The sequence below is a fragment of the Kitasatospora sp. NPDC048365 genome, assembly GCF_043200835.1.
GTDB lineage: Bacteria > Actinomycetota > Actinomycetes > Streptomycetales > Streptomycetaceae > Kitasatospora > Kitasatospora terrestris.
In genome coordinates this window covers 216,853-229,483 of the sequence record NZ_JBICYJ010000006.1, presented here as the reverse complement: position 1 = coordinate 229,483, position 12,631 = coordinate 216,853, and the positions used below count along the sequence as shown (strand labels likewise).

At 73.7% G+C, this 12,631-nt stretch carries 10 protein-coding genes; 6 read left to right on the top strand and 4 right to left on the bottom strand.

Annotation, left to right across the window (positions count from 1 at the left end; translation table 11 throughout):
* Positions 1–177 precede the first annotated feature (177 nt).
* Positions 178–1,248 (top strand): histidinol-phosphate transaminase, encoded by a 1,071-nt coding sequence (hisC, locus tag ACGFX4_RS08775; protein WP_393071271.1) that lies wholly within the window; start codon positions 178–180, stop codon positions 1,246–1,248.
* 32 nt (positions 1,249–1,280) lie between these two features.
* Here the strand turns inward: hisC and ACGFX4_RS08770 are convergent, their stop codons facing one another.
* The 4 genes from ACGFX4_RS08770 to ACGFX4_RS08755 form a co-directional block, all read right to left on the bottom strand.
* Positions 1,281–2,666 carry a condensation domain-containing protein gene (locus ACGFX4_RS08770; protein ID WP_393071270.1) on the bottom strand — a complete coding sequence of 462 codons (1,386 nt, stop codon included), beginning with the start codon at positions 2,664–2,666 and terminating at the stop codon, positions 1,281–1,283.
* A 30-nt stretch (positions 2,667–2,696) separates the two neighbouring features.
* Positions 2,697–3,845, bottom strand: coding sequence for an acyl-CoA dehydrogenase family protein (locus ACGFX4_RS08765; protein ID WP_393071269.1), 1,149 nt, complete (start codon positions 3,843–3,845; stop codon positions 2,697–2,699).
* Positions 3,842–5,662: an amino acid adenylation domain-containing protein gene (locus ACGFX4_RS08760; RefSeq protein WP_393071268.1), complete on the bottom strand. Its 1,821-nt coding sequence runs from the start codon at positions 5,660–5,662 to the stop codon at positions 3,842–3,844. The genes ACGFX4_RS08765 and ACGFX4_RS08760 overlap by 4 nt, the downstream gene beginning before the upstream one ends.
* A 107-nt stretch (positions 5,663–5,769) precedes the next feature.
* The gene (locus tag ACGFX4_RS08755; protein WP_393071267.1) at positions 5,770–6,987 is read right to left on the bottom strand and encodes an MFS transporter; all 1,218 of its coding nucleotides are present in this window, start codon (positions 6,985–6,987) and stop codon (positions 5,770–5,772) included.
* 205 nt (positions 6,988–7,192) lie between these two features.
* Between ACGFX4_RS08755 and ACGFX4_RS08750 the strand changes: the two genes are divergently transcribed.
* From ACGFX4_RS08750 to ACGFX4_RS08730, 5 genes are all read left to right on the top strand, one after another.
* Entirely contained in the window at positions 7,193–8,500 is a 1,308-nt protein-coding gene (locus tag ACGFX4_RS08750; RefSeq protein WP_393071266.1) for a TrpB-like pyridoxal phosphate-dependent enzyme, read from the top strand.
* 176 nt (positions 8,501–8,676) lie between these two features.
* A complete protein-coding gene (locus tag ACGFX4_RS08745) occupies positions 8,677–10,005 on the top strand; it encodes an efflux RND transporter periplasmic adaptor subunit (protein ID WP_393071265.1) in 1,329 nt (442 codons plus the stop codon).
* Positions 10,005–10,778: an ABC transporter ATP-binding protein gene (locus ACGFX4_RS08740; protein WP_393071264.1), complete on the top strand. Its 774-nt coding sequence runs from the start codon at positions 10,005–10,007 to the stop codon at positions 10,776–10,778. The genes ACGFX4_RS08745 and ACGFX4_RS08740 overlap by 1 nt, the downstream gene beginning before the upstream one ends.
* A complete protein-coding gene (locus tag ACGFX4_RS08735) occupies positions 10,775–11,980 on the top strand; it encodes an ABC transporter permease (protein WP_393071263.1) in 1,206 nt (401 codons plus the stop codon). Before ACGFX4_RS08740 ends, ACGFX4_RS08735 begins: the two co-directional genes overlap by 4 nt.
* A gap of 20 nt (positions 11,981–12,000) precedes the next feature.
* Complete coding sequence (locus tag ACGFX4_RS08730; protein ID WP_393071262.1) at positions 12,001–12,579, top strand: hypothetical protein; 579 nt, start codon at positions 12,001–12,003, stop codon at positions 12,577–12,579.
* Positions 12,580–12,631 lie beyond the last annotated feature (52 nt).

Genomic DNA, 12,631 nt, shown 5'->3' with positions numbered 1-12,631 from the left:
GCGGTTTTCCCGCCAAGTTACCTCTGACATGTGCCATCGGAACCCGGCAGAATGGCTGATCTGCACCCGTAACCCGGATGAGCATCTCACCCCTACGGGTGAGGGCGATCGGTATCGTTCAAGGCACCCGACCGGGGTGGTACGAACCGTTCGCACGGAAGAGAAACGGAGAGACCCGTGAGCGAGCTTGGTCCCCGGCTGCGCCCGACGCTGGACGCCATCCCCACCTACAAGCCCGGAAAGCCCGCCGGCGCCGACTCCTTCAAGCTGTCCTCCAACGAGAACCCGTACCCGCCGCTGCCCGGCGTGCTGGAGGCGGCCGTCGCCGCGGCCGGCAGCTTCAACCGCTACCCGGACATGGCGGTCTCCGGCCTGACCGCCGAGCTCGCCCAGCGCCTCGGCGTCCCCGCCGAGCACATCGCCACCGGCCCCGGCTCGGTCGGCGTCGCCCAGTCCCTGGTGCTCTCCACCGCCGGCGAGGGCGACGAGGTGATCTTCGCCTGGCGCTCCTTCGAGGCCTACCCGATCATCACCCAGGTCGCCGGCGCGACCCCGGTCCCGGTCCCGCTCACCGCCGACGAGGCCCACGACCTCGACGCGATGCTGGCCGCGATCACCGACCGGACCCGGCTGATCTTCGTCTGCAACCCGAACAACCCGACCGGCGCGGCCATCCACCGCGAGGAGCTGGTCCGCTTCCTCGACGCCGTCCCCGGCCACATCCTGGTCGTGCTGGACGAGGCGTACCGCGAGTTCATCCGCGACGAGCAGGTCCCGGACGGCATCGAGCTCTACCGCGACCGCCCCAACGTCTGCGTGCTGCGCACCTTCTCCAAGGCGTACGGCCTGGCCGGCCTGCGGGTCGGCTTCGCCGTCGCGCACGAGGACGTGGCCACCGCGCTGCGCAAGACCGCCGTGCCGTTCGGCGTCAGCCAGCTCGCCCAGGACGCGGCGGTCGCCTCGCTGCGCGCCGAGGACGCGCTGTTCGAGCGGGTCGAGGCGCTGGTCGGCGAGCGCACCCGGGTCTCGGCCGCGCTCGCCGCCCAGGGCTGGACCGTGGTCGACTCGCAGGCCAACTTCGTCTGGCTGCGGCTCGGCGAGCGGACCCTGGACTTCGCCGCGGCCTGCGGCGAGGCCGGCGTGGTGGTCCGCCCGTTCCCCGGCGAGGGCGTCCGGGTCTCGATCGGCGAGGTGGAGGGCAACGACCTGTTCCTCGCCACCGCCGAGGCCTTCCGCAAGGAGTTCTGACCGGCGGCCGGCGGTCCGGGCGGCACGCCCCCTCAGCGGGGGAGGGCGCCGTCCCGGACGTCGGCCCAGCACCGTACGGCGGCCTCCTCCAGCTCCATCAGGTGCCCGACGATCTCGTTCCTGGAGAGCACGGCCGTGTCGGCGCGCAGGGACACCTCGACCGCGTCGGACGAGTGGTGCACCACCCGCAGGAAGAACTTCCGGCCGGCGCGGTCCCGGGCGGTGCCGATCTCCTGGCTGATCCGGGTCCGGGCGCGCAGCTCGGCGAGCTCGTCGGGGGTCGCCCGCCCGGCGCGCTCGGCGAGGCCGTGGTCGACCCCGTTCATGGCGAGCCTGAGGTTGATGTTGCAGGAGAGGTCCACGGGCTCGCCGCGCCCGCGCTCGACCTCGGCGACGGCCGCCGCCACCTCGGCCGGGTCCCACTTGGCCGCCGCGTAGGAGGACATCGCGGCCCGGGCGGCCCGGTGCACCACCGCCGCGAAGTCCGCGCCGGCGAGGTCGACCGTGATCGGCGCGTCCTGCGCGACCGTCCCGGTGGCCCTGGTCTCGGCCAGGGTGACCCGGTTGTGGAAGCCCAGCAGAAAGTGCGCCCGGCTCCCGCCGGTGAGCCGGCCGAGCGCGGTCGAGGCGAGGCCGATGAACACGGCGGTCGGACTCGTCCGCAGGGCGCGCGCCAGGCCGTACAGCGCGACCGCCATCGCCTCGGACTCGACGTACACCTCGTGGAAGCGCAGCGGCTCGGGCGCGGCCGCCCGCCCGCGGAAGACGTCGGACGGCCAGTCGGCGAGCTGCTTGCGCCAGTACCGGACGGACCGCCGGGAGACCTCCTGCCCCTCGGGGCCCGCCTCCCACGCGGCCTGGTCCAGGGGGTGCGGCCGCCGCTCGGCCTCCGGGCCCGTCGGAGCCCCGCGCGAGCCCAGCAACTGCTCGGCCTCGGCGGCGAGGCCGCCCATGTCCCAGGCGTCCGCGGCCAGGTGGAAGACGACGAGCACCAGGTGGAGCGGCCGGCCGCCACCGGTGACGATCCCCGCCCGGACCGGGAACTCGTCCAGCGAGAACGGAACGCCCCGCAGCTCGGCCGCCAGCGCGTCGGCGGCGTCCCGGGCCCGCTCGCCGGCCGCGTCCCGCTCGACCACCCGGAGCAGGGCGGCCGGGGGCACGTGCTGGTACGGCCGGCCCGACGCGGAGCGCGGGTAGACCGTCCGCAGGGACTCGCGGTCCTCCAGGAGGACCTTCAGGACCCGCAGGACGTCGGCCGGCTCCGCGTCCGGCGGGACGTCGAGGACGAGGCTCATGTTGAAGTGCGCGTGGTCGGGGGCGAACGACTCCGCCTCGTCCCAGATGCACTGCTGACCCCAGGTCAGCCCGGCGTCCCCGGTCCGGTCACCGAGGACGTGTACGTCGTGGATTTTCGTCACCGTTTCGACCTGTTCCCGTGCAAGAGGTTCTCAGAGGCCCAGCGAACGGCCGACGAGTTCCTTCATGACCTCGTTGGTGCCGCCGTAGATGGGCATCATCCGCGTCTCCCGGTAGGCGCGGGCGGCGCGGCTGTCGTGCGGAAGTCCGTCTTCGCAGACCAGTTGCAGGCAGCGGTCGACCACCCGCTGCTGCAGGGCCGTGGTCCACCACTTCGCCTGCGCGGCGGCCACGGCGGCCGCCGCGGGCGGCAGCAGGCCCTCGACCAGGTCGAGCACGCAGCGGTCGAGGTAGGCGCGGGCCGCCTCCAGGTCGGCGGCCACCTCGGCGAGCACGAACCTGGCGGCCTGGGGGTCCGGACCCGGGGGCGCCGCGGCCCGCCGCTCCAGCGTGTCGGCGAACACCGCCTCGGCGCCCGCGACCGCGGCCACCGCGATGCTCAGCCGCTCCCGGGCCAGGTTGCCGGTCAACTGGCCCAGCCCCCGGCCCTCCTGGCCGAGCAGCCGGTCGGCCGGGACCCGGACGTCGGCCAGGTGGAGGTCGACGACATCGGTCAGCGGCGACCCGAGCGTGCGCATCGGCCTGCCCCGGTCGAGGCCGGCCGGGTCGCCCTCCAGGACGAAGAGGCTGATGCCGCCCCCGCGCCGGACCCGGGCCCGGTCGGTGACCGCCGCGACGACGACCAGCTCGGCGTGGCTGCCGTTGCTGACGAAGGTCTTGGTGCCGTTCAGCACGTAGTGGGAGCCGTCCCGGACCGCGGTGGTGCGCATCGCCTGCAGGTCGCTGCCGCAGTCCGGCTCGCTCATCGCGATGGCGACCCGGAGCCTGCCGGCGCAGAACCCGGGCAGCCACCGGTCGCGCTGCGCGGCGTCGGTCAGGTCGGTCAGGTAGGGGGCCACGACGTCGTTGTGCAGCGCGAAGCCGACCCCGGCCACGCCGGCCCGGACCAGTTCGGTGTCGAGCAGGAAGTGGTGGCGCAGGTCGGTCAGCCCGCGGCCGCCCCAGGCCGGGGGGACGTCCAGGCCGAGCAGCCCGGCGGCGCCGGCCGCGGCCCACAGGGAGGGGTCGACCGCCCCCTGCTCCTCCCAGCGGGCGTAGTGCGGGGTGATCTCCGCGGCGACGAAGGCCCGGGCCTCGGCCTGGAAGGCGAGGTGGTGCGGTCGGAGGTGGTCGGGTCTCACCGCGCTGCCCCGGGGAGCAGCGCGCGGAGCTCCTCGACCAGGTCGGCGACCGTCTCGGCGTCGTAGATGAGGGTGGTCGGCACCTCGACCCCCGTCAGGGTGCCCAGCCTGGCGGCCAGCTGCATCATGGCCAGCGAGTGCGCGCCGAGCGCGAAGAGGTCGTCCGCGGGGGTGATCAGCGGGACGCCCAGGACCTCCTGGCACAGGCCGCAGACCTCGTCGACCAGCGAGCCGGCCGCGGTCGTCCGCGGCTCCCCCGGCTCTGCTGCCTCGGCGGGTGCGGCGCGGTCGGCCGCGAGCGCGCTCAGCGCGGCCCGGTCCACCTTGTCGTGGGCGGTCAGCGGGAGCCGGTCCAGCGTCACCACGACGCCGGGCACCAGGGCCTCGGGGACCAGCGCCGCCATGTGGGCGCGGACCTGGGCGCCGGTCGGCGCGGACTCCCCGTGCGCGGCCGGGACGACGAAGGCGATCAGCGTGTCCTCGTGCACGGTCGCCGCGGCGGCGCCGAGGCCCGGGTGCTCGGCCAACCGGCTCTCGACCTCGCCGAGTTCGATCCGCTGGCCGCGCAGCTTCACCTGCCCGTCCTCGCGGCCCAGGTACTCCAGCACGCCGCCGGGGCCGATCCGGCACCGGTCGCCGGTGCGGTAGCAGCGGGAGCCGGGGACGCCCGGCTCGTCCGAGAAGCGCTCGGCGTCCAGGGCGGGCCGGTTCAGGTACCCCAGGGTCACGCCCGCGCCGGCCAGGTACAGCTCGCCCGGCTCGCCGGGTGCCACCGGCCGGCGCAGGTCGTCGAGGAGGTAGGCCCGGGTGTTGGCGATCGGGCGGCCGATCGCCGTCACCGCGCCGTCCGCGAGGTCCGCGGGGACCCGCCACAGGGTGGAGAGCACCGTCGTCTCGGTCGGGCCGTAGCCGTTGACCAGGTCGGCGAGGCGCGGCCGGAGCCGCTGGGCGAGGGCGGGCGTGAGGGCCTCGCCGCCGGTCATCGCCCGCGTCGACGGGCCGTCGAAGCCGGCGTCCAGCAGGGCCGTCCACTGCGCGGGCACCGCCTGCATCCGGTCGACGCCCTCGGCGGCGAGCAGGCGGACCAGGGCCGCGGCGTCCCGGAGTTCCTCCTCGGTGGGGACGACCAGCCGGGCGCCGGTGGCGAGCGGGACCCAGAGCTCGCCGAGGGAGATGTCGAACGTCCAGGGGGCCAGGGTGGCCCAGCGGCTCTCCGGGGTCGTCCGCAGGGCGTCGGCGAGTTCGAGCACGACGTTGAGCAGGGCGCGGTGGCTGCCCCGGACGCCCTTGGGCTGCCCGGTCGAGCCGGAGGTGTAGAGGAGGTAGGCCGGGCTCCGGTCCGTCACCGGGCCCCGGGGGGCGAGCGGTTCGGCCGTATCGGCCGCCTCCTCGGGGAGCCCGTCGGTGACGGGGACCACCGGCGGGCCGAAGGATCCGAAGCGCGGCGCCGAGGCCCCGTCGGCCAGTACGGCCCCGGCCCCCGCGTCGTCCAGCAGGAAGGCGATCCGGTCGTCCGGGTGCCGTGGGTCGACGGGCAGGACGACGGCGTCGAGCTTCCACACCGCGACCATGGCGACGACGGAGGCCGCGGAGCGGGTGGTGGCGACCGCGACCGTCGTGCCCCGGCCGACCCCCGCGGCGGCGAGCCGGCGGGCGGCGGCGTCGGCGGCCCGGTCGAGCCGGCCGTAGGTGTGCCGCTCCCCCCGGCAGACCAGGGCGATCGCGTCGGGGGCCGCCTGCGCGCGGGCCTCGAAGAGGTCGAGTACCCCGCCGTCCGGCAGGGCGCGCTCGGCTCCCGCCAGGGCGGGAGCGGGCAAGGCCGTGGTGGTGGGTGCCGTTGACACTGGATCCCCCTTGTGCCGGAGTCACGGAACGCGGGAAGCGTAGCGGCGGCGGCCCTTCGCCAGCAATGCATTTCTGCAAGTTACTGCAAAACTTTGCTGGCCAGTGGGGGTGCGGCGACCTGCGGGCGGGCCGGGACGAGGCGCAGCGAGAGCGCCAGGGCCAGCAGGGCGGCGAGCGCGGGCACCCGGTAGCCGCTGCCGGGGGCCAGGTGGTCGACCAGCCAGCCGCCGGCCGCCACCCCCGCCGAGATCCCGACCAGCAGGCCGGTCGTCGTCCAGGTGAAGCCCTCGGTGAGCTTCCCCTCCGGCACCAGTTCGCCGACCATGCCCATCGCGGTGGACATCGTCGGGGCCGTGGTGAAGCCCGCGAGGAACAGCACCGCGGCGACCTGCGGCAGCGTCCGCACGAACACCAGCGGCGTCAGCGACAGGGCCATCGCGGCCAGCGCCCAGCGCAGCCGGGTCAGGGCACGGCCGCGCGGCCGCCACAGGCCGAAGGCGATGCCGGACAGGCACGAGCCGAGCGCGTAGCAGGACAGCACCAGGCTCGCCGCCGTCTTCTGGCCGTGGGCCTGGGCGAAGCCGACGGTGGTGATCTCCATCGTCCCGAAGACGCCGCCGGTCGCGACCAGCACCAGCACCAGGGCCGCGACCCCACCGCTGCGCAGCGCGGACGCCTTGTCGGCGGCGGCCGCCGGGGGCGCGGGCGGCGGCTCGGTGCGGCGCTGGGTGGCGAGGGCGAGGCTGCCGAGCAGCGCGATCGCGTTCGCCGCCGCGTAGGCGGTCAGCGGGGAGAACGCGGTGACCAGGCCCATGACGGCGACCGGCCCCAGGATGAAGCAGATCTCGTCGGCGACGCCCTCGTAGGCGTAGGCGGTGTGCAGGGTGTGCTCGTCGCCCTTGTGCAGGTGGGCCCAGCGGGCGCGGGCCAGCGACCCGGTGTTGGGGCCGACCCCGCTGAGCGCGCAGCCGAGCAGGTACGCCCAGGTCGGCGCGTGCGTGGTGAGGGCGGCCAGGACGGCGCAGCTGCCGAGGGCGGCCAGCACCGCGGCGGGCACGGAGACCCGGGTCTGCCCGTAGCGGTCCACCAGCCGGGCCTGGCGCGGGCCGGTGGCCGCGATGGTGACCAGGACGACCGCGCCGCCGAGTCCGGCGAGGCTGTACGAGCCGTGCAGGGAGGTGACCAGCATGGTCGCCGCGAGGGAGAACATGCCGGCGGGGAAGCGGGCGAACAGGGCGATCAGCGTCAGGGGCAGCGCGCCCGGAGGGGCGAAGAGGGCTCGGTAGCCGCGGAACACGGTTCTCCTGGAACGGAAGGGGTGGGAGGGGGAGGCCCCGGGATGCCGGACGGGCCGCGACGTCGAGTATCGAACCGCTTGTTCGACGCGGTCCAACACCAGTTCTGGCCCCATTGACACGTTTCCGTTGTCAAAGTTCGACCCCGGCGGTCGGGGGAAGGACTCCCGGCGGCCCAGTCGCCCCCTGCCGTGGGAGGAAGCGGAGTTGACCGACACCCTGAAGTACCTGCTGCCCGAGGACCGGATCCCGACCACCTGGTACAACGTGCTGCCGGACCTGCCGCAGCCGGTGCCGCCGATGCTCCACCCGGGGACGAAGGAGCCGGTGACGGCGGAGGACCTGGCGCCGCTGTTCCCGGCCGAGGTGATCGCCCAGGAGTTCGCCACCGAGCGGGAGGTGGACATCCCCGGTGCGGTGATCGACATCTACCGGCAGTGGCGGCCCAGCCCGCTGGTCCGGGCCCGCCGCCTGGAGCGGACGCTGGACACCCCGGCGCGGATCTACTTCAAGTACGAGGGCGTCAACCCGACCGGCTCGCACAAGCTCAACACCGCCGTCCCGCAGGCCTACTACAACCACCGGGCCGGGGTGCGGCGGCTGGTCACCGAGACCGGCGCCGGGCAGTGGGGGAGCGCGCTGGCGCTGGCCTGCGCCTACCTGGAGATGGACTGCGACGTCTTCATGGTCCGGGTCAGCTACGACCAGAAGCCCTACCGGCGGGCGCTGATGCAGACCTTCGGCGCCTCGGTGACGGCCAGCCCGAGCGAGCTGACCGCGGTCGGCCGGGCGGTGCTGGAGCGGGACCCGCAGGCCCCCGGCAGCCTGGGGCTGGCCATCTCGGAGGCGGTCGAGGCGGTCGCGGCCAGCGGCGGCGCCGCCAAGTACGCGCTCGGCTCGGTCCTCAACCACGTGCTGCTGCACCAGACGGTGATCGGCCAGGAGGCCCTGCTCCAGTTCGAACTGGCCGACGACTACCCGGACATCGTGATCGGCGCGGCCGGCGGCGGCTCCAACTTCGGCGGCCTGGCGCTGCCCTTCCTGCGCCGCGGGCTGGCCGGCGGGCGGCAGGTGCGGGCGATCGCGGTGGAGCCCACCGCCTGCCCCACGCTCACCGAGGGCGTCTACGCCTACGACTTCGGCGACAGCTCCGGGATGACCCCGCTGGTGAAGATGCACACCCTCGGGCACGAGTTCGTGCCGCCGGCCATCCACGCCGGCGGGCTGCGCTACCACGGCATGTCGCCGATCGTCAGCCACCTCAAGGAGCTGGGCCTGGTCGAGGCCCGCGCGGTGCCGCAGACCGCCTGCTTCGACGCCGGGGTGACCTTCGCCCGCAGCGAGGGGATCGTCCCGGCGCCGGAGTCCACGCACGCGGTGCGGGCGGCCGTGGACGAGGCGCTCGCGTGCCGGGAGAGCGGCGAGGCGAAGAGCATCGTGTTCTCGCTCTCCGGGCACGGGCACTTCGACATGCAGGCATACCTGGACCACCTCGGCGGACGGCTGACCGACTGAGATCTCGGCGGCAGAACCTGGGAGGTTCCTGACCGTTGGGCCAAGGCGGGGTAGGGATCCGCACCGGATCCCTACCCCGGCAGGCCGAAATGGGCCGTCTGTCCGGATCGCCGGACCCAGCTTTCTCCCAGGTTCCGCCCAGGGGCACGCAAGAGCCCCCGGCGAAGCTGTCCGCCATGAAGGTGCTCCCGCGACGGCGTGGTGCCGTCCTCGTCAACTCCGCGCTCGGTGTCGCCCTGCTGGGCGGCGCCGCGATCGCGTACACCACCCTGGACAGCGGTACGAGTACGGCCGCGAGTGCTACCAGGACGCGGACCGCGACGGTGGCCAAGGGCACGGTCCTGGCCACCGTGTCCGGATCCGGCACGCTCGCCTCGCCGTCCGACACCGCCCAGGACTTCACCACCGGCGGCAAGGTCACCTCGGTCAAGGTGGCGGTCGGTGACGCGGTGAAGAAGGGTCAGGTGCTCGCCACCGTCGACACCACCACCGCCCAGCAGCAGGTCAACGCCGCCCAGTCGGCGCTCAACACCGCCGAGGCCAACCTGGACAAGGCCGAGGCCGGCGAGACCGTCACCACCCAGGTGAGCGGCGGCCAGTCGAGCAGCGGCACCGGCGGCCGCACCGGCGCCACCGCCGCGGCCACCCCGCAGCCCTCCACCACGACCACCACCAAGGTGGACTCCGCCCAGGTCGCCCAGGCCCAGCAGCAGGTGGACACCGCCGAGACCAACCTCGCCAACGCCAAGACCGCGCTGGCCGGCACCACGCTGACCGCCACCGCGGACGGCACGGTCGCCTCGGTCTCCGGCAAGGTCGGCGACACCGTCGGCAGTACCGGCGGATCCAGCACCGGATCGACCACCAAGTCGTCGACCACCAGCTCCTCCTCCTCGGCGCCGTCCGGCTTCATCGTGCTGACCAACCCGAGCGGCATGCAGGTCACCGCCAACTTCTCCGAGCTCGACTCGCTGAAGCTGAAGAAGGGCCAGACGGCCACCGTCACGCTCAACGCGCAGTCCGACACCAAGCTCAACGCCACCGTGCTGTCGGTCAGCTCGCTCCCCTCCAGCAGCAGCAACGGCGCGGTGCAGTACGGCGCGACGCTGCAGATCACCGGTGACACCGCGACGCTGCGCACCGGCCTGTCGGCGACCGTCTCGGTGGTCACCGGCGAGGCGGACAACGCGCTGTCGCTGCCGTCCGCCGCGCTGTCCGGCACCGGCACGACCCGCACCGCGACCGTGGTGCACGAGGACGGCTCCACCGAGCGGATCCAGGTCACCGTCGGTGTCGAGGGCGACTCCACCGTCCAGGTCACCGAGGGCCTCAAGGAGGGTGACAAGGTCGAGCTGACCACCACCACGGCCGGCACCGGCAACGGCTTCCCGTCCGGCAACTTCCCCGGACTGGGCGGCGGTGTCGGCGGCGCGGTCGGCGGCGCCGGCGGTGCGGGCGGCGGGGCGCGCACCGGCGGTGGCACGGGCGCCGGAGGCACCCGCTGATGGCGACCGGCAAGCCCCCGGTGATCCAGCTGCGCCGGGTCACCAAGTCCTACGGCCACGGCGATGCCACGGTCCACGCGCTGCGCGGCCCGTCCGCCGCCGACGGCAGCCCGCTCGGTGTCGCCCTGGACATCGAGGAGGGCGACTACGTGGCGGTGATGGGCAGTTCGGGCTCCGGCAAGTCCACCCTGATGAACATCCTGGGCTGCCTGGACGTCCCCACCGCGGGCCGCTACCTGCTGGACGGCATCGACGTCGGTCACCTGGACGAGGGCCAGCTCTCGCTGGTCCGCAACCGCAAGATCGGCTTCGTCTTCCAGTCCTTCAACCTGGTGCCGCGCACCACCGCGCTCGCCCAGGTCGAACTGCCGCTCGCCTACGCCGGCGTGCGGGCCGCCGAGCGGCGCCGCCGGGCACTGGCCGCGCTCTCCCTGGTGGGCCTCGCCGACCGGGCCGGACACAAGCCCAACGAGCTCTCCGGCGGCCAGCAGCAGCGCGTCGCGGTGGCCCGGGCCCTGGTCACCGCACCGGCGATGCTGCTCGCCGACGAACCCACCGGCAACCTGGACAGCCGCTCCACCGAGGAGGTGCTCGCCATCATCGACGGGCTCAACGCGGCCGGCCGCACCGTCGTGGTGATCACCCACGAGGACGAGGTCGCCGCCCACGCCAAGCGGGTGGTCCGGCTGGTCGACGGCGCGATCACCAGCGACGTCCGGCAGGCGAAGGTCGACGGGCCGCCGCCCGCGCTCTCCGTGGAGGTGGTCGCGTGATCGCCTGGCAGATGCTCCGCTTCGCCTTCGGCGGCCTGGTCGCCAACAAGGTCCGCTCCGCCCTCACCATGCTCGGCGTGCTGATCGGCGTCGCCTCGGTGATCCTGCTGCTCGCGGTCGGCAACGGCTCGTCCGTCGCCGTGAAGGACTCGATCACCTCGCTCGGCACCAACTCGCTGACGGTCTCCTCCACCGCCGCCCGCGGCGCGGCGGCGACCGCGGCGAAGAAGCTCACCGTCGACGACGCCCGCGCGCTGGCGAGCGCCACCGACACACCCGCGATCAAGTCGGTCGCCCCGGTGGTCACCAGCAGCGGCACCGCGCTGTACGGCGACATCTCGTACCAGGTGGGCTCGATCGTCGGCACCTACCCGGCGTACTTCGAGACCGCCAACCAGAAGGTCGCGCACGGCGACTATTTCACCGCCGACGACGTGCTGAACTCGCGCAAGGTCGCGGTGATCGGCTCCACCACCGCCAAGCAGCTCTTCGACACCGAGGACCCGGTCGGCAAGAAGATCACCATCGGCGGCACCCCGTTCACCGTGACCGGCGTGCTGCAGGCCAAGGGCTCCACCGGATTCAACGACCCGGACGACGTGGTGATCGCCCCGCTGCCGACCGTGCAGAACGCCTTCACCGGCTTCGGCTCGGTCAACCAGATCCTGGTGCAGGCCTCCTCCGCGGAGACCACCACCGAGGCGCAGTCCGACATCACCCGGATCCTGATGGGCACCCACGCCCTCAAGGACGCGAGCAAGCTCGACTTCCGGATCTCCAACCAGGCCTCGCTGCTCACCGCCCGCGAGTCCACCACCAAGACCTTCACCGTGCTGCTGGGCGCGGTGGCGGCGATCTCGCTGCTGGTCGGCGGCATCGGCATCACCAACATCATGCTGGTGACCGTCACCGAGCGGACCAAGGAGATCGGCATCCGCAAGGCGCTCGGCGCCCCGCGGGCCGTGATCCTCGGCCAGTTCCTCGCCGAGTCCACCCTGCTGTCGGTGGTCGGCGCCGGACTCGGCGTCCTCGCCGGGCTGGTCGGCTCGCACTTCAAGATCGTCGGGATCCAGCCGGTGGTCATCCCCGAGTCGGTGCTCGGCGCCTTCGCCATCGCCGTGGCCATCGGCCTGTTCTTCGGCAGCTACCCCGCCAACCGGGCCGCCGCGCTGCGCCCGATCGACGCTCTGCGACACGAGTAGACACGAGTAGGAGAAGACCCATGTCAGAAGAGCAGGAGCTGCTCGCCACCGCGCCGGACGCCCGCGACGTCACCGCCGAGCTGGCCTCCCCACCGCGCCGCAAGCTGCCCTGGGTGACCCTCGCCCTGGCCGGCTGCGTGATCGCCACGCTCTCCTTCGCCGGAGGCGTCTGGTACCAGAAGGACAACGGCACCACCACCGCGGCCGGCGGGCAGGGCCAGCGACCGAACTTCGGCCAGGGCGGTTTCCCCGGCGGGTACGGCGGCAACGGCCAGGGCACCCGCGGCGGCCAGAACGGCACCGTCCCGGGCCAGGGCGCCGGCGGCGCGAACGGCGCGGGCTTCACCCGCGGCACGGTGAAGGCCGTGGACGGCACCACCGTCTACCTCACCGACGCCACCGGCAACACCATCAAGATCACCACCGGTGACTCCACCAAGGTCACGCTGAACAAGCAGGGCGCGGTCGCCGACCTCCAGCCCGGCCAGACCGTCACCGTGGTCGGCACCAAGGGCGCCGACGGCGGCTACACCGCCACCCAGCTCACCGAGGGCGCGGCCGGGGGCTTCGGCGGAGCACGTTCCGGCAACGGTGGGTGATTAATACAACCTTCATCGACCTCACGTAGCCTCGCCGAGCTATCGTCCTGGG

What these genes read in the sequence shown, in the direction of transcription:
- ACGFX4_RS08730 (WP_393071262.1), top strand. Translation starts at nt 12,001, where the DNA reads ATGTCAGAAGAGCAGGAGCTGCTCGCCACCGCGCCGGACGCCCGCGAC.
- ACGFX4_RS08740 (WP_393071264.1), top strand. Translation starts at nt 10,005, where the DNA reads ATGGCGACCGGCAAGCCCCCGGTGATCCAGCTGCGCCGGGTCACCAAG.
- ACGFX4_RS08745 (WP_393071265.1), top strand. Translation starts at nt 8,677, where the DNA reads ATGAAGGTGCTCCCGCGACGGCGTGGTGCCGTCCTCGTCAACTCCGCG.